General features: G+C 53.8%; 17 protein-coding genes. 16 read left to right on the forward strand and 1 reads right to left on the reverse strand.

What is annotated here, in order from left to right:
• Positions 1-136: 136 nt before the first annotated feature.
• Positions 137-1,633, forward strand: coding sequence for an ATPase RavA (ravA, locus tag GVO84_RS22625; RefSeq protein WP_159515167.1), 1,497 nt, complete (start codon positions 137-139; stop codon positions 1,631-1,633).
• The gene (gene viaA, locus GVO84_RS22630) at positions 1,627-3,078 is read left to right on the forward strand and encodes an ATPase RavA stimulator ViaA (RefSeq protein WP_159515168.1); all 1,452 of its coding nucleotides are present in this window, start codon (positions 1,627-1,629) and stop codon (positions 3,076-3,078) included. Before ravA ends, viaA begins: the two co-directional genes overlap by 7 nt.
• Here viaA and asnA read toward each other — a convergent pair whose 3' ends face one another.
• Complete coding sequence (gene asnA / locus GVO84_RS22635; RefSeq protein ID WP_159515169.1) at positions 3,079-4,071, reverse strand: aspartate--ammonia ligase; 993 nt, start codon at positions 4,069-4,071, stop codon at positions 3,079-3,081. It abuts the gene before it with no gap.
• Between the two features lie 151 nt (positions 4,072-4,222).
• Here asnA and asnC point away from each other — a divergent pair, with 151 nt between their 5' ends.
• The 14 genes from asnC (at position 4,223) to glmU (ending at position 17,225) form a co-directional block, all read left to right on the forward strand.
• The gene (gene asnC, locus GVO84_RS22640; protein WP_024907891.1) at positions 4,223-4,681 is read left to right on the forward strand and encodes a transcriptional regulator AsnC; all 459 of its coding nucleotides are present in this window, start codon (positions 4,223-4,225) and stop codon (positions 4,679-4,681) included.
• A 90-nt stretch (positions 4,682-4,771) separates the two neighbouring features.
• Positions 4,772-5,221, forward strand: a complete 450-nt coding sequence (gene mioC / locus GVO84_RS22645; protein WP_023333917.1) for an FMN-binding protein MioC — start codon at positions 4,772-4,774, stop codon at positions 5,219-5,221.
• Positions 5,222-5,595: 374 nt separating this feature from the next.
• Positions 5,596-7,485 (forward strand): tRNA uridine-5-carboxymethylaminomethyl(34) synthesis enzyme MnmG, encoded by a 1,890-nt coding sequence (gene mnmG, locus GVO84_RS22650; RefSeq protein WP_014072433.1) that lies wholly within the window; start codon positions 5,596-5,598, stop codon positions 7,483-7,485.
• Between the two features lie 107 nt (positions 7,486-7,592).
• Positions 7,593-8,216, forward strand: a complete 624-nt coding sequence (gene rsmG, locus GVO84_RS22655) for a 16S rRNA (guanine(527)-N(7))-methyltransferase RsmG (protein WP_121423348.1) — start codon at positions 7,593-7,595, stop codon at positions 8,214-8,216.
• Positions 8,217-8,832: 616 nt separating this feature from the next.
• Complete coding sequence (atpI, locus tag GVO84_RS22660; protein ID WP_023333920.1) at positions 8,833-9,213, forward strand: F0F1 ATP synthase subunit I; 381 nt, start codon at positions 8,833-8,835, stop codon at positions 9,211-9,213.
• 8 nt (positions 9,214-9,221) lie between these two features.
• The gene (atpB, locus tag GVO84_RS22665; RefSeq protein ID WP_023309789.1) at positions 9,222-10,037 is read left to right on the forward strand and encodes a F0F1 ATP synthase subunit A; all 816 of its coding nucleotides are present in this window, start codon (positions 9,222-9,224) and stop codon (positions 10,035-10,037) included.
• Positions 10,038-10,086: 49 nt separating this feature from the next.
• A complete protein-coding gene (atpE, locus tag GVO84_RS22670) occupies positions 10,087-10,326 on the forward strand; it encodes a F0F1 ATP synthase subunit C (protein ID WP_000429386.1) in 240 nt (79 codons plus the stop codon).
• Positions 10,327-10,374: 48 nt separating this feature from the next.
• Complete coding sequence (gene atpF / locus GVO84_RS22675; protein WP_014072436.1) at positions 10,375-10,845, forward strand: F0F1 ATP synthase subunit B; 471 nt, start codon at positions 10,375-10,377, stop codon at positions 10,843-10,845.
• 14 nt (positions 10,846-10,859) lie between these two features.
• On the forward strand, positions 10,860-11,393 hold the full coding sequence (gene atpH, locus GVO84_RS22680; protein ID WP_023309790.1) for a F0F1 ATP synthase subunit delta: 534 nt from the start codon (positions 10,860-10,862) through the stop codon (positions 11,391-11,393).
• Positions 11,394-11,405: 12 nt separating this feature from the next.
• Complete coding sequence (atpA, locus tag GVO84_RS22685) at positions 11,406-12,947, forward strand: F0F1 ATP synthase subunit alpha (protein ID WP_006808751.1); 1,542 nt, start codon at positions 11,406-11,408, stop codon at positions 12,945-12,947.
• A 51-nt stretch (positions 12,948-12,998) separates the two neighbouring features.
• Positions 12,999-13,862 (forward strand): F0F1 ATP synthase subunit gamma, encoded by an 864-nt coding sequence (gene atpG / locus GVO84_RS22690; RefSeq protein WP_008500191.1) that lies wholly within the window; start codon positions 12,999-13,001, stop codon positions 13,860-13,862.
• A 31-nt stretch (positions 13,863-13,893) separates the two neighbouring features.
• The gene (gene atpD, locus GVO84_RS22695) at positions 13,894-15,276 is read left to right on the forward strand and encodes a F0F1 ATP synthase subunit beta (protein WP_006177559.1); all 1,383 of its coding nucleotides are present in this window, start codon (positions 13,894-13,896) and stop codon (positions 15,274-15,276) included.
• A gap of 20 nt (positions 15,277-15,296) precedes the next feature.
• Positions 15,297-15,716: a F0F1 ATP synthase subunit epsilon gene (locus GVO84_RS22700; RefSeq protein ID WP_006177560.1), complete on the forward strand. Its 420-nt coding sequence runs from the start codon at positions 15,297-15,299 to the stop codon at positions 15,714-15,716.
• A gap of 138 nt (positions 15,717-15,854) precedes the next feature.
• Positions 15,855-17,225, forward strand: coding sequence for a bifunctional UDP-N-acetylglucosamine diphosphorylase/glucosamine-1-phosphate N-acetyltransferase GlmU (gene glmU, locus GVO84_RS22705; RefSeq protein WP_159515170.1), 1,371 nt, complete (start codon positions 15,855-15,857; stop codon positions 17,223-17,225).
• The last annotated feature ends 191 nt before the right edge of the window (positions 17,226-17,416 follow it).

Below are 17,416 nucleotides of genomic sequence, written 5' to 3' on the forward strand. Positions count from 1 at the left end.
TCGTACCCCTAAATGCAACCGCATTAATGTAGCGCAAAGAAAATTGCGCCGCACTTCAGTCTATTACCAGCCCTGACTGAAACGTCTATACTCGCTTCAATTGGCCGCCACGACGGCGAAAGGATGCAAAACTATTATGGCTCACTCACATTTATTAGCAGAAAGAATTTCCCGCCTCAGCAGCGCGCTGGAGAAAGGCCTTTTCGAGCGTAGCCACGCCATTCGCCTCTGTTTGCTGGCGGCGCTGAGCGGTGAAAGCGTGTTTTTGCTGGGACCACCGGGCATTGCCAAAAGCCTGATCGCCCGCAGGCTCAAATTTGCTTTTCAGAACGCCCGCGCCTTCGAATATCTCATGACCCGCTTTTCCACCCCAGAAGAAGTTTTTGGCCCGCTTTCCATTCAGGCGCTGAAAGATGAAGGGCGCTATGAGCGCTTGACGGCGGGGTATCTGCCTGAGGCTGAGATTGTTTTTCTTGATGAGATCTGGAAAGCGGGACCGGCTATTCTGAACACTCTGCTCACGGCGATAAACGAACGTCGGTTCCGTAACGGCGCCAGCGAAGAGAAAATCCCGATGCGCCTGCTGGTGGCCGCCTCTAACGAACTGCCTGAAGCCGACAGCAGTCTGGAAGCGCTGTATGACCGTATGCTGATCCGCCTGTGGCTGGACAAAGTGCAGGATAAATCCAATTTCCGCTCCCTGCTGATAAGCCAGCAGGATGAGAACGAAAATCCGGTGTCTGCTTCGCTACAGGTCACCGATGAGGAGTATCACCAGTGGCAGCAGGATATCAGCAAAATCAAGCTGCCTGACGCCGTATTTGAGCTGATCTATCTGCTGCGTCAGCAGCTCGATCTCCTCCCTTCTGCGCCCTATGTTTCCGATCGCCGCTGGAAAAAAGCGATCCGTCTGCTGCAGGCCAGCGCCCTGTTCAGCGGGCGTGACGCCGTTGCGCCAATCGACCTGATCCTGCTCAAAGACTGCCTCTGGCATGATGCAGAAGGCATGAACCTGATGCAGCAGCAGCTTGACGTTTTGATGACCGGGCACGCCTGGGGGCAGCAGGCGATGCTCAACCAGCTGGGGGCGATTGCCCAGCGGCGCATCCAGCTTCAGCAGCAGCAAAGTGATAAAACCGCGCTGAAGGTGAACCGCCTGGGGGGCATGTTCGCCCGCAAACCGCACTACGAGCTTCCTGCCGATCTGACTGGTACGACGCTAACGCTGCTGCTCCAGCAGCCGCTCAAACTGCATGACATGCAGGTGGTACACATTACGATTGAGCGCGAAACGCTGGCACAGTGGCTGGATAAGGGCGGTGAGATTCGCGGCAAGCTCAACGGCATCGGCTTCGCGCAGCCGCTGAATATGGAAGTAGATAGCAGCCAGCATCTGGTGATCCGCGACGTCAGCCTGCAGGGATCGCGTCTGGCGCTGCCGGGCGCCGCTTCCGATAGCGTGCCGGAAGAGATCAAGCAGCAGCTGGAAGCGCTGGATACCGAATGGCACCAGCAGCACACCCGCTTCAGCGAGCAGCAAAAATGCCTCTTTATTCATAGCGACTGGTTAGGTCGCATCGAAGCCAGCCTGCAGGACGTCAGCGCGCAGATCAAACAGGCGCGTCAATGCTAACGCTGGACACGCTCAACGTCATGCTGGCGGTCAGTGAGGAAGGTCTGATCGAGGAGGTGGTTATTACCCTCCTGGCGTCGCCGCAGCTGGCGGCCTTCTTCGAAAAATTTCCTAAGCTCAAAAAAGCGATGACCGACGATCTCCCGCGCTGGCGCGATAACCTTCGCCAGCGGTTTAAGGAGACGGAAGTCCCGCCTGAATTGACGGAGGAGGTCGCCAGCTATCAGCAGTGCCAACGGCTGTCGACACCGCAGTTTATCGTCCAGCTGCCGCAAACCCTTACGCTGCTTGATAAAGTCCACTCTCCGTTTGCCAGCCAGGCGCGGACGCTGGTCACGGATAACGCCACTTTTACCCCGGCGCTACATACCCTGTTCCTACAGCGCTGGCGCCTCAGCCTGGTCGTTCAGGCCACAACGCTGAACCAGCAACTGCTGGATGAAGAGCGTGAACAGCTGCTCAGCGAAGTTCAGGAGCGTATGACGCTGAGCGGTCAGCTTGAAGAGGTGCTGGTAGAAAATGAAAACGCCGCCGGACGTCTGTGGGACATGAGTGCCGGGCAGTTGAAGCGCGGTGACTACCAGCTGATCGTGAAGTACGGTGACTTTCTAACGCAGCAGCCCGAGCTGATGAAGCTTGCAGAACAGCTGGGACGCTCAAGGGAGGCAAAATCGGTCCCAAAGAAAGATGCGCCGATGGAAACCTTCCGCACGCTGGTCCGCGAACCGGCCACCGTGCCGGAGCAGGTAGATGGATTGCAGCAAAGCGACGACATCTTACGTCTGCTGCCGACCGAGCTGAGCACGCTGGGGATGACCGAGCTGGAGTATGAGTTCTATCGTCGGCTGGTGGAAAAACAGCTTCTCACCTACCGACTGCACGGCGAAGCCTGGCGCGAGAAAATCAGCCAACGGCCGGTGGTCCATCAGGATTTTGATGAACAGCCGCGCGGGCCATTCATTGTTTGCGTGGATACGTCCGGATCGATGGGCGGGTTTAACGAGCAGTGTGCGAAGGCATTCTGTCTGGCGCTGATGCGCGTGGCGCTCGCCGATCGCCGTCGCTGCTTCATCATGTTGTTCTCCAGCGAGGTTGTGGGCTATGAGCTGACGAACCAGCAGGGGATCGAGCAGGCAATCCGCTTCCTGAGCCAGCGTTTTCGCGGCGGCACGGATCTGGCCAGCTGCTTTCGCAGCATTGTGGAGCGTATGCAGGGCGGCGACTGGTACGACGCTGACGCGGTGGTGATTTCCGATTTTATTGCCCAGCGGCTGCCGGATGACGTGGTGAATAAGGTGAAGGAGTTACAGCGGGTGCATCAGCACCGTTTTCACGCGGTGGCGATGTCCGCCCATGGGAAACCCGGCATCATGCGCATCTTCGATCATATCTGGCGCTTTGATACCGGGCTGCGTAGCCGCCTGCTCAGACGCTGGCGGCGTTAATTAAAGAAGAGAACCGACGCTTTCACGTACCTGCTGCGGCCATACGCCACACTGGACCTGACCGATATGTGACAACTGAAGCAGCAGCATGGTCAGACGGGACTGGCCGATGCCGCCGCCGATCGTCTGAGGCATTTCACCGCGCAGCAGCGCCTGGTGCCACTCGAGTTTGAGACGATCTTCATCGCCGGTGACCGCCAGCTGGCGCTTCAGCGCGTCAGCATCCACGCGGATCCCCATAGAAGAGAGCTCGAAGGCGTCTTCCAGTACCGGGTTCCAGACCAGAATATCACCGTTCAGACCGGCAAATTCGCCCTCACCCGCAGTGCTCCAGTCATCATAATCCGGCGCGCGAACGTCGTGGCGTTTGCCATCAGACAGCTTGCCGCCGATCCCAATCAGAAATACCGCGCCCAGCTCTTTGGCAATCGCACGCTCGCGGCCTTTGGCATCCAGACCCGGGAAGCGGCTCAGCAATTCCTGACTGTGAACAAAGTGGATCGTATCCGGCAAGAACGGTGCCAGACCAAACTCTTTGCTCACGGCCGCTTCGGTTTCTTTGATCCCGGCGTAGATCGCCTCAACGGTAGATTTCAGCGTGCCGACGTGGCGCTCGCCGTCACCCATCACGCGCTCCCAGTCCCACTGGTCAACATAGACAGAGTGAATTGGGGTGAGGCGGTCTTCATCGGGGCGAAGGGCTTTCATGTGCGTGTAGAGCCCTTCGCCCGCGCTGAAGTCGTGTTGTCCCAGGGTTTGACGCTTCCACTTCGCCAGGGAATGAACCACTTCGAACTGGGCGTCTGGCAGTGTTTTCACTTTCACCTGTACCGCTTTTTCGCATCCAGACAAGTTATCCTGGGTCCCGTCACCCACGCGGCTCAGAATTGGCGCCTGGACTTCAATAAGCCCAAGTTTATCTTCCAGCTGGCGGGAAAAATGGGATTTAACGAAACTGATCTGGCGTTGTTTTGCGATGTAAGCGGTTTTCATTATTTATACTCCTGCGTCCTGTTGATATTGATTAAGCAACAGAAATGGCATCACATTCAATAACTCATCAACAAAAAGCCACCTTCACTTTTGATTCGATAAAATTAAACGCTAGAATAGAGTGATTCATTAATCTTCATAAGAAAAAGCTATGGAAAATTATCAGATCGACAATCTCGACCGCGGCATCCTGGAGGCCTTAATGGCCAATGCCCGTACCGCCTACGCCGAGCTGGCGAAACAGTTTGGCGTCAGCCCGGGGACCATTCACGTTCGCGTAGAGAAGATGAAACAGGCGGGGATCATTACCGGCGCACGCATTGACGTCAGTCCTAAACATCTGGGTTACGACGTCTGCTGCTTCATCGGCATCATTCTTAAAAGCGCAAAAGACTATCCTTCCGCCCTGGCGAGGCTGAACGCGCTGGATGAGGTCACCGAGGCGTATTACACCACCGGTCACTACAGCATCTTTATAAAGGTCATGTGCCGATCCATCGACGCCCTCCAGCAGGTACTTATCAACAAGATCCAAACAATCGATGAAATTCAGTCCACCGAGACACTGATCTCCCTGCAAAACCCGATCATGCGTACCATCCGCCCGTGATCGGGCAAATTCATTCCCACATTTTCCACAGGTAGATCCCAGCTCGTTCACAGCGTACAATGGCCGTCTCTTTATCTGGGCGAGCGATCAATGGCGGACATTACCCTTATCAGCGGCAGCACCCTTGGTGGTGCGGAATACGTAGCGGAACACCTGGCTGAAAAGCTGGAAGATGCGGGCTTTTCCACACAAACCCTGCACGGCCCGCTGCTTGAAGATCTCCCGGCTGACGGGGTCTGGCTGCTGATCACCTCCACGCACGGCGCGGGCGATCTGCCGGATAACCTGCAACCTTTATATGACGAACTGCTGGAACAACAGCCCGACCTGTCAAACGTCCGTTTTGGCGCGGTGGGGATCGGCAGTCGTGAATATGACACCTTTTGCGGGGCAATAGAGAAAGTTGAAGCCGCTGTTACCTCCTGCGGAGCAAAACAGCTGGGTGAAACGCTCAAGATCAACATCCTCGATCATGACATTCCGGAGGATCCAGCCGAGATCTGGCTCGCGGAATGGAAAAATTTACTCAAAAACGATTAAAGATCGCGCGAACAGATGTGGATAACTCTGGTTAAAAGCTCGTATTAACCCGTAGTTATCCAAAGAACAACTGTTGTGTTGTTTTTGACCTGTGTATAAAGTCGCGATCTGATCCCAGCTTATACTGTCCAGGATCACCGATCATTCACAGCAAACGATCCTTTCTAACTGCATGATCTTCTTTATGAGATCGGACTTATCCACACATGTTCGCGATCCTAATAAGAGATCACAATAGAACAGATCTCTAAATAAAAAGATCTTCTTTTTAATAGCCCAGGATCCCAATGCTTTCTCGAAAGACTAAAGTTGAGTAGAATCCACGGCCCGGGCTTCAATCCATTTTCATACCGCTTTACGCGAGGCAGACCACCATGTTTTATCAGGATCCTTTTGACGTCATCATCATTGGCGGGGGTCATGCAGGCACTGAGGCCGCAATGGCCGCAGCGCGTATGGGTCAGCAGACCCTGCTTTTGACACACAATATCGACACGCTGGGACAAATGTCCTGTAACCCGGCGATTGGCGGCATTGGGAAAGGACACCTGGTAAAAGAAGTGGATGCACTTGGCGGCCTGATGGCGAAAGCGATCGATCATGCAGGCATCCAGTTTAGGATACTAAACGCGAGTAAAGGACCTGCTGTTCGGGCGACCCGTGCCCAGGCAGACCGCGTGCTTTACCGTCAGGCTGTGCGCACCGCGCTGGAGAACCAGCCGAACCTGATGATCTTCCAGCAGGCTGTAGAAGATCTTATCGTTGAGAACGATCGCGTCGTGGGTGCAGTGACCCAGATGGGTCTCAAGTTCCGCGCAAAAGCGGTTGTGCTGACCGTCGGGACATTCCTGGACGGAAAAATTCATATCGGCCTGGATAACTACAGCGGTGGCCGTGCTGGCGATCCGCCGTCTATCCCACTGTCACGTCGCCTGCGTGAACTGCCGCTGCGCGTCAGCCGTCTGAAAACCGGTACGCCGCCGCGTATTGATGCGCGCACCATTGATTTCAGCGTGCTGGCGCAACAGCACGGTGATAACCCCATGCCGGTCTTTTCGTTTATGGGCAATGCGGCGCAACATCCGCAGCAGGTACCGTGCTACATCACGCATACCAACGAGAAAACCCATGACGTGATCCGCAATAACCTCGATCGCAGCCCCATGTATGCTGGCGTGATCGAAGGGATTGGCCCACGCTACTGTCCGTCGATCGAAGACAAAGTGATGCGCTTTGCCGATCGTAACCAGCACCAGATCTTCCTGGAGCCGGAAGGGCTGACCTCAAACGAAATTTATCCGAACGGCATCTCCACCAGCCTGCCGTTCGATGTGCAGATGCAAATTGTTCGCTCAATGCAGGGGATGGAGAATGCGAAAATCGTTCGCCCTGGCTACGCTATTGAGTACGATTTCTTCGATCCGCGTGACCTGAAACCAACCCTGGAAAGCAAATTCATCCACGGTCTGTTCTTCGCGGGTCAGATTAACGGCACAACCGGCTACGAAGAAGCGGCTGCACAGGGTCTGCTTGCCGGTCTGAACGCCGCACGCTTCTCCGCTGAGAAAGAGGGCTGGGCGCCAGGCCGTTCTCAGGCGTATCTGGGCGTGCTGGTTGACGATCTCTGCACGCTGGGTACCAAAGAACCGTACCGTATGTTTACCTCTCGCGCGGAATATCGCCTGATGCTGCGCGAAGATAACGCCGACCTGCGTCTGACCGAAATGGGTCGCGAGCTGGGTCTGGTGGATGACGAACGCTGGGCGCGCTTTAACGAGAAGCTGGAGCGCATTGAACAGGAACGCCAGCGCCTGAAAACCACCTGGGTGAATCCGCAGGCGGAAACCGCTGCCGAAGTAAACGCTCACTTAACAGCACCGCTGTCGCGTGAAGCCAGCGGGGAAGATCTGCTGCGCCGTCCTGAAGTGACCTATGAGAACTTGGTCAAACTGACCGCGTTCGCGCCGGGACTGGAAGATGCTGAAGCGGCAGAGCAGGTTGAGATCCAGGTGAAGTACGAAGGTTACATCGCGCGTCAGCAGGATGAGATCGAAAAACAGCAGCGTAACGAAAACACGCTGCTGCCGGAAATGCTCGACTACCGCCAGGTGACGGGCCTTTCAAACGAAGTGATCGCCAAGCTGAACGATCACAAACCGGTGTCGATCGGCCAGGCGTCCCGCATCTCGGGGGTTACCCCTGCAGCGATTTCGATCCTGCTGGTCTGGCTGAAAAAGCAAGGTATGTTGCGCCGCAGCGCGTAATTGACATTGCTTTTGGCGGGTGGCGCTTCGCTTACCCGCCCTACTTATTCGTAGGCCCGGTAAGCGGCAGCGCCACCGGGCGAAAAATCGCTAAACAGGTATTCACCGTGCTCAACAAACTCTCTCGTCTGCTGGATCAGGCAGGTATTTCGCTCACCGATCACCAGAAAAATCAGCTGGTGGCCTATGTCGATATGCTGAACAAATGGAACAAAGCGTACAACCTGACCTCAGTACGTGACCCCAACGAGATGCTGGTACGCCATATTCTCGATAGCATTGTGGTTGCCCCCTGGCTGAAAGGTGAGCGTTTCATCGACGTGGGGACAGGACCTGGTTTACCGGGCGTTCCGCTGTCGATTGTTCGCCCTGAGAGCCACTTCACCCTGCTGGACAGCCTCGGCAAGCGCGTGCGCTTTTTACGTCAGGTACAGCATGAGCTGAAGCTGGAGAACATCACACCCGTGCAGAGCAGGGTAGAGGAGTTCCCGGCGGAGCCGCCGTTTGACGGGGTTATCAGCCGTGCTTTTGCGTCGCTCAACGATATGGTGAGCTGGTGTAAGCACTTGCCTGCAGAAAATGGCCGCTTCTATGCGCTGAAAGGGCAGTTGCCAGGCGATGAGATTGAACAGCTTCCGGACGGATTTGCTGTTGAATCCATCGAGAAATTAAACATTCCTCAGCTCGATGGGGAACGTCATCTGGTGATAATTAAGCCAAACAATTTTTAAAAAATTAATAAAAAATGTGGAATTTGTGCTGTTCTTCGCATGTTAAAAAACAGCACAACTACCGGGGATTTACCGGTGAGCATTTAACCTCTTTTTCACTAAGGTTTTTCTTCCGGTTAACGGAGCGCCTATTATTCACCAAGAAGATAGTCATCTGTGAAAATATAAGGCTGCTAAAAGTGGAAGGCAGTAACCAGAACGCAATGTTAATTATTTATTAAGAATGTCAATAAAAGGTTTTTATTGTGTACTGGGCTGTTTTGAAAATAGTTACGACGTTTTGCGTTTAATTTCATAAAGATAAATTTCTGCGATTTGCGTCTTTGATAAAGACAACCTTATCGCAAATGTGTGTTTTGTGATCTCGTGCACGCTTTATCGTCAACGTTTTCGCGCTGTTTGCAGTTTTGGTCGAAGGTTGACGCTTTCAGCGAAAGTTAAAAAATAGCGGTGGGGAAAAATATTTAAACATTTATTCACCTTTTCGCTACTTAATGTTTGAAATCACGGGTGCGCACCGTATAATTTGACCGCTTTTTGATGCTTGACTCTGAGCCTTAAAGGACGTTTTATACGACACGCGGCATACCTCGAAGGGAGCAGGAGTAAAAACGTGATGTCTGTGTCGCTCTTGAGTAGAAACGTTGCTCGTAAGCTTCTGTTCGTTCAGTTTCTGGCTGTGATAGCAAGTGGACTGCTGTTTAGCCTCAAAGACCCCTTCTGGGGCATCTCCGCCGTGTGCGGGGGTTTGGCGGTTGTGCTGCCAAACGTGTTGTTTATGATTTTTGCCTGGCGTCATCAGGCGCATACACCCGCCAAAGGCCGCGTGGCCTGGTCCTTCGCCCTCGGCGAAGTGTGTAAGGTGTTGCTGACCTTTGCTTTACTGGTGATGGCGCTGGCGGTTTTGAAAGTGGTCTTCATGCCGCTGATAGCAACGTGGGTTTTGGTGCTGGTGGTACAAGTTCTGGCTCCAGCTGTAATCAATAACAAAGGGTAAAAGGCATCATGGCTTCAGAAAATATGACGCCGCAGGATTACATAGGTCACCATCTGAATAACCTTCAGCTGGACCTGCGTACATTCTCGCTGGTGGATCCACATAACCCCCCGGCCACCTTCTGGACGATCAACATCGACTCCATGTTCTTCTCGGTGGTTTTGGGTCTTCTGTTCCTGGCCATGTTCCGCGGTGTTGCTAAACGAGCGACCAGCGGTGTACCAGGGAAATTCCAGACCTTCATCGAAATGATCATCGGCTTCGTCCATGGCAGCGTCAAAGACATGTACCATGGTAAGAGCAAGCTGATTGCTCCGCTGGCCCTGACCGTGTTCGTTTGGGTCTTCCTGATGAACCTGATGGACCTGCTGCCAATCGATCTGCTGCCGTTTATCGGCGAGCACATCTTCGGCCTGCCTGCGCTGCGTGTTGTACCGTCTGCGGACGTGAACATCACCCTGTCGATGGCGCTGGGCGTATTTATCCTGATTCTTTTCTACAGCATCAAAATGAAAGGCGTAAGCGGCTTTGTGAAAGAGCTTACCTTGCAGCCGTTCAACCACTGGGCGTTTATTCCGGTCAACCTGATCCTGGAAGGCGTTAGCCTGCTGTCCAAACCTGTTTCACTGGGTCTGCGACTGTTCGGCAACATGTATGCGGGTGAGCTGATTTTCATTCTGATCGCGGGTCTTCTGCCGTGGTGGTCACAGTGGATTCTTAATGTGCCATGGGCCATTTTCCACATCCTGATCATTACGCTGCAAGCCTTTATCTTCATGGTTCTGACGATCGTCTATCTGTCGATGGCGTCTGAAGAGCACTGATTTTTTACCAACACTACTACGTTTTAATTGAAACAAACTGGAGACTGTCATGGAAAACCTGAATATGGATCTGCTGTACATGGCTGCCGCTGTGATGATGGGTCTGGCGGCTATCGGTGCTGCGATCGGTATCGGCATCCTCGGGGGCAAATTCCTGGAAGGCGCAGCGCGTCAACCTGATCTGATTCCTCTGCTGCGTACTCAGTTCTTTATCGTTATGGGTCTGGTGGATGCTATCCCAATGATCGCTGTAGGTCTGGGTCTGTACGTGATGTTTGCTGTCGCGTAGTAGTAGTTTTAAAACCCTAAGCCACAGAAATTAAAGAGGTATTGTGCTGTGAACATGAACGCAACAATCCTCGGCCAGGCCATCGCGTTTATTCTCTTTGTCTGGTTCTGCATGAAGTATGTATGGCCGCCTTTAATGGCTGCCATCGAAAAACGTCAGAAAGAAATTGCTGACGGTCTGGCTTCTGCAGAACGCGCTAAGAAAGATTTGGACCTTGCACAGGCCAACGCGACAGACCAGCTGAAAAAAGCGAAAGCGGAAGCTCAGGTCATCATCGAACAGGCTAACAAACGCCGTTCGCAGATCCTGGACGAAGCCAAAGCTGAAGCAGAACAGGAACGTACTAAGATCGTGACACAGGCTCAGGCAGAAATTGATGCTGAGCGTAAACGTGCTCGTGAAGAACTGCGTAAGCAGGTTGCGATTCTGGCTGTTGCTGGCGCCGAGAAGATCATCGAACGTTCCGTGGATGAAGCTGCTAACAGCGACATCGTGGACAAACTTGTCGCTGAACTGTAAGGAGGGAGGGGCTGATGTCTGAATTTGTTACGGTAGCTCGCCCCTACGCCAAAGCAGCTTTTGACTTTGCTGTCGAACACCAAAATGTCGATCGCTGGCAGGATATGCTGGCGTTTGCCGCTGAGGTGACGAAAAACGAACAAATGGCTGAGTTGCTTTCCGGTGCGTTAGCACCTGAAACTCTCGCTGCGTCGTTTATCGCCGTGTGCGGAGAGCAACTGGATGCCAACGGCCAGAACCTGATTAAGGTCATGGCAGAAAATGGTCGTCTCCGTGTGCTCCCGGATGTTCTCGAGCAGTTTGAGCACTTACGTGCCCTTAGTGAAGCAACCGCTGAAGTTGAAGTGACTTCTGCGACTGAACTGAGTAACGAACAGCTTGCGAAAATCACCGCCGCGATGGAAAAACGTCTGTCACGCAAAGTTAAGCTGAATTGCAAAATCGATAAGTCTGTAATGGCAGGCGTAATCATCCGTTCGGGTGATATGGTCATTGATGGCAGCGTACGCGGCCGTCTTGAACGCCTTGCAGACGTCTTGCAGTCTTAAGGGGACTGGAGCATGCAACTGAATTCCACCGAAATCAGCGAACTGATCAAGCAGCGCATTGCTCAGTTCAGTGTTGTGAGTGAAGCTCACAACGAAGGTACTATTGTTTCTGTAAGTGACGGTGTTATCCGCATCCACGGCCTGGCCGATTGTATGCAGGGTGAGATGATTTCCCTGCCGGGTAACCGTTACGCTATCGCACTGAACCTGGAGCGCGACTCCGTAGGTGCAGTTGTGATGGGTCCATACGCTGACCTCGCCGAAGGCATGAAGGTTAAGTGTACTGGCCGTATTCTGGAAGTGCCGGTTGGCCGTGGCCTGCTGGGTCGCGTTGTTAACACCCTGGGTGCGCCAATCGACGGTAAAGGTCCGGTTGAGCACGATGGCTTCTCCCCAATCGAAGTTATCGCACCAGGCGTTATCGACCGTCAGTCCGTAGATCAGCCTGTTCAGACAGGTTATAAGTCCGTTGATGCCATGATCCCAATCGGTCGTGGTCAGCGTGAACTGATCATCGGTGACCGTCAGACCGGTAAAACCGCGATGGCAATCGACGCCATCATCAACCAGCGTGACTCCGGTATCAAATGTGTGTACGTGGCCATCGGCCAGAAAGCGTCCACCATTTCCAACGTGGTCCGTAAACTGGAAGAGCACGGCGCACTGTCTAACACCATCGTTGTGGTAGCAACTGCGTCTGAATCCGCTGCACTGCAATACCTGGCGCCATACGCCGGTTGCGCAATGGGCGAATACTTCCGTGACCGCGGTGAAGATGCGCTGATCGTATACGATGACCTGTCTAAACAGGCTGTTGCTTATCGTCAGGTTTCCCTGCTGCTCCGTCGTCCACCTGGACGTGAAGCGTTCCCTGGCGACGTATTCTACCTCCACTCTCGTCTGCTGGAGCGTGCTTCCCGCGTTAACGCGGAATACGTCGAGAACTTCACCAAAGGTGAAGTGAAGGGTAAAACGGGCTCTCTGACCGCTCTGCCGATCATTGAAACCCAGGCGGGTGACGTTTCTGCGTTCGTTCCGACCAACGTAATCTCCATTACCGATGGTCAGATCTTCCTGGAAACCAACCTGTTTAACTCCGGTATTCGTCCGGCGGTTAACCCGGGTATCTCCGTATCCCGTGTTGGTGGTGCTGCTCAGACCAAGATCATCAAGAAACTGTCCGGTGGTATCCGTACCGCGCTGGCACAGTATCGTGAACTGGCTGCGTTCTCTCAGTTCGCATCCGATCTGGACGAAGCAACCCGTAAACAGCTGAGCCACGGTCAGAAAGTGACCGAGCTGCTGAAGCAGAAACAGTACGCACCAATGTCTGTTGCTCAGCAGGGCCTGGTACTGTTCGCGGCTGAACGCGGTTACCTCGAAGATGTGGAACTGGCGAAAATCGGTAGCTTCGAAGCCGCTCTGCTGGCTTACGTCGACCGTGATCACGCTCCGCTGATGCAAGAGATCAACCAGACCGGTGGCTATAACGACGAAATCGAAGGCAAGCTGAAAGCTATCCTCGATTCCTTCAAAGCAACCCAATCCTGGTAATCGTCCGGCGGCTTGTCTCAGGACAAGCCGCCTGGCATTGAGGAGAAGCTCATGGCCGGCGCAAAAGAGATACGTAGTAAGATCGCAAGCGTCCAGAACACGCAAAAGATCACTAAAGCGATGGAGATGGTCGCCGCTTCCAAAATGCGTAAATCGCAGGATCGCATGGCGGCCAGCCGTCCTTATGCAGAAACCATGCGCAAAGTGATTGGTCACCTTGCAAACGGTAATCTGGAATATAAGCACCCTTACCTGGAAGAACGCGACGTTAAGCGCGTGGGCTACCTGGTGGTGTCGACCGACCGTGGTCTGTGTGGCGGCTTGAACATTAACCTGTTCAAAAAACTGCTGGCGGATATGAAAGCATGGTCTGAAAAAGGCGTTCAGTGCGATATCGCAATGATCGGCTCTAAAGGCGTCTCTTTCTTTAACTCCGTTGGTGGCAACATTGTCGCTCAGGTGACCGGTATGGGTGATAACCCGTCCCTGTCCGAACTGATCGGCCCGGTTAAAGTGATGTTGCAGGCCTATGATGAAGGCCGTCTGGACAGACTGTACGTTGTCAGCAACAAATTCATTAACACCATGTCTCAGGTTCCAACGCTCACTCAGATGCTGCCGTTACCGGCATCAGAAGATGACGAGCTGAAGCAAAAAGCCTGGGATTACCTGTATGAACCCGATCCGAAACCGCTGCTGGATACCCTGCTGCGTCGTTACGTTGAATCTCAGGTTTATCAGGGCGTTGTAGAAAACCTGGCCAGCGAGCAGGCCGCACGAATGGTGGCGATGAAAGCCGCGACCGATAATGGCGGCAGCCTGATTAAAGAGCTGCAGTTGGTTTACAACAAAGCTCGTCAGGCCAGCATTACTCAGGAACTCACCGAGATCGTCTCGGGGGCCGCCGCGGTTTAACCAGGTTTACGAATTACGTAGAGGATTCAAGATGGCTACTGGAAAGATTGTCCAGGTAATCGGCGCCGTGGTGGACGTCGAGTTCCCTCAGGACGCCGTACCACGCGTGTACGACGCGCTTGAGGTACAGAATGGTAACGAGAGCCTGGTGCTGGAAGTTCAGCAGCAGCTCGGCGGCGGTATCGTGCGTACCATCGCGATGGGTTCTTCCGACGGTCTGCGTCGTGGTCTGGAAGTCAAAGACCTTGAGCACCCGATCGAAGTCCCGGTAGGTAAAGCAACACTGGGTCGTATCATGAACGTATTGGGTCAACCAATCGACATGAAAGGCGACATCGGTGAAGAAGAGCGTTGGGCTATCCACCGTGCGGCACCTTCCTACGAAGAGCTGTCCAGCTCTCAGGAACTGCTGGAAACCGGTATCAAAGTTATCGACCTGATGTGTCCGTTCGCGAAGGGCGGTAAAGTCGGTCTGTTCGGTGGTGCGGGTGTTGGTAAAACTGTAAACATGATGGAGCTGATCCGTAACATCGCGATCGAGCACTCCGGTTACTCTGTGTTTGCGGGCGTAGGTGAACGTACTCGTGAGGGTAACGACTTCTACCACGAAATGACCGACTCCAACGTTCTGGACAAAGTTTCCCTGGTTTACGGCCAGATGAACGAGCCACCAGGAAACCGTCTGCGCGTTGCGCTGACCGGTCTGACTATGGCTGAGAAGTTCCGTGACGAAGGCCGTGACGTTCTGCTGTTCGTTGATAACATCTATCGTTACACCCTGGCCGGTACGGAAGTATCTGCACTGCTGGGTCGTATGCCTTCAGCGGTAGGTTATCAGCCTACGCTGGCGGAAGAGATGGGTGTTCTTCAGGAACGTATCACCTCTACCAAAACCGGTTCTATCACCTCCGTTCAGGCGGTATACGTACCTGCGGATGACTTGACTGACCCATCTCCAGCAACCACCTTTGCGCACTTAGATGCAACCGTGGTACTGAGCCGTCAGATCGCGTCTCTGGGTATCTACCCAGCCGTTGACCCGCTGGACTCCACCAGCCGTCAGCTGGATCCACTGGTTGTGGGTCAGGAACACTACGACACCGCGCGTGGCGTACAGTCCCTGCTGCAGCGTTACCAGGAACTGAAAGACATCATCGCCATCCTGGGTATGGATGAACTGTCTGAAGAAGACAAACTGGTGGTAGCACGTGCGCGTAAGATCCAGCGCTTCCTGTCCCAGCCATTCTTCGTTGCGGAAGTATTCACCGGTTCTCCGGGTAAATACGTTTCCCTGAAAGACACCATCCGTGGCTTTAAAGGCATCATGGAAGGCGAATACGATCACCTGCCGGAGCAGGCGTTCTACATGGTTGGTTCCATCGACGAAGCCGTGGAAAAAGCCAAAAAACTTTAACGCCTTAATCGGAGGGTGATATGGCAATGACTTACCACCTGGACGTCGTCAGCGCAGAGCAACAAATGTTCTCTGGTCTGGTCGAGAAAATCCAGGTAACGGGTAGTGAAGGTGAACTGGGTATTTTCCCGGGTCACGCACCGCTGCTCACCGCCATTAAGCCTGGTATGATCCGCATCGTTAAACAGTTCGGTCACGAAGAGTTTATCTATCTGTCCGGCGGCATTCTTGAAGTGCAGCCTGGCAGTGTGACCGTTCTGGCCGATACCGCTATCCGTGGCCAGGATCTCGACGAAGCGCGAGCCCTGGAATCGAAGCGTAAGGCTGAAGAGCACATTAGCAGCTCTCATGGTGACGTGGATTACGCTCAGGCGTCTGCGGAGCTGGCCAAAGCGATCGCGAAACTGCGCGTTATCGAGTTGACCAAAAAAGCGATGTAACACCGGCTTGAAAAGCACAAAAGCCAGTCTGGATCCCAGGCTGGCTTTTTTTTTCGGCCTTAATTCATGATGAAAAAGATGTAGAATTTTAAGCATCAAACGTTTTTACTTCACACTCAAACTACCGTCAGGATGCGTATGTCAAACAGTGCGATGAGCGTGGTGATCCTTGCCGCTGGCAAAGGGACCCGCATGTATTCCGATCTGCCTAAGGTGCTCCACACGCTTGCAGGAAAGCCAATGGTGCAGCATGTCATTGATGCAGCGAATGAACTGGGTGCCAGTCAGGTCCACCTGGTTTACGGCCACGGCGGCGATCTGCTTAAAAAGGCGCTGAGGGATGACAAGCTCAACTGGGTGCTTCAGGCAGAACAGTTGGGTACAGGCCATGCGATGCAGCAGGCAGCGCCCTTCTTTGCAGATGACGAAGACATTTTGATGCTCTACGGCGATGTCCCGCTGATCTCCGTTGAAACACTGACTCGCCTGCGTGAAGCCAAACCGCAGGGTGGCATCGGTTTGTTGACCGTCGTGCTGGACGATCCAAGCGGTTATGGCCGCATCACCCGTGAAAACGGCAACGTCACGGGTATTGTTGAGCATAAAGATGCCAGCGACGAACAGCGCCAGATTCAGGAGATCAACACCGGTATCCTGATTGCCAATGGCGCGGATATGAAGCGCTGGCTGTCCAAACTCAACAACAACAACGCGCAGGGTGAATACTACATCACCGATATCATTGCGATGGCGTACCACGAAGGGCGTGAAATTGCCGCCGTTCATCCGGCGCGCATCAGCGAAACGGACGGCGTGAACAACCGCCTGCAGCTTTCCCGTCTTGAGCGTATTTATCAGTCCGAGCAGGCCGAAAAACTGCTGCTGGCGGGCGTGATGCTGCGCGATCCGGCGCGTTTCGATCTGCGTGGTTCGTTATCTCACGGGCGTGACGTTGAGATTGATACTAACGTTATCCTCGAAGGTCACGTCACGCTGGGCAATCGCGTCAAAATTGGCGCCGGCTGCGTGATTAAAAACAGCGTCATCGGCGACGACTGTGAAATCAGCCCGTACAGCGTGGTGGAAGATGCCCGTCTGGATGCCGCCTGTACCATCGGTCCGTTTGCGCGTCTGCGCCCGGGCGCTGAGCTGCTGGAAGGCGCTCACGTGGGTAACTTCGTGGAAATGAAAAAAGCGCGTCTGGGTAAAGGCTCGAAAGCCGGTCATCTGACCTACCTGGGCGACGCGGAAATTGGCAATAACGTGAATATTGGTGCAGGGACGATTACCTGTAACTATGACGGCGCGAATAAGTTTAAAACCATCATCGGTGATGACGTGTTCGTTGGCTCCGATACGCAGCTGGTGGCGCCTGTTACCGTGGGTAACGGGGTGACCATTGCCGCCGGAACAACTGTTACGCGCGATGTGGCCGAGAACGAGTTGGTGTTAAGCCGCGTTCCGCAGGTCAGCAAGCAGGGCTGGAAACGCCCGGTGAAGAAAAAGTAACAACAAGGCGGGTGGCGCTACGCTTACCCGCCCTACGATTGAGTAGGCCTGATAAGGCGTAGCCAATATCAGGCAAACCCGGGAGAGGAGATAAATATATATCTCCCCCCACAAGCAGTACCCATAAAAATAACCCCACTCTCTACAAGGCTCGGGGCGCCCGGAAAGGGCAAATACAGGTCAGCGACAAC

Origin of the sequence: Enterobacter sp. SM3 (assembly GCF_009811935.2) — a bacterium.
Taxonomy (GTDB): domain Bacteria; phylum Pseudomonadota; class Gammaproteobacteria; order Enterobacterales; family Enterobacteriaceae; genus Enterobacter; species Enterobacter asburiae_D.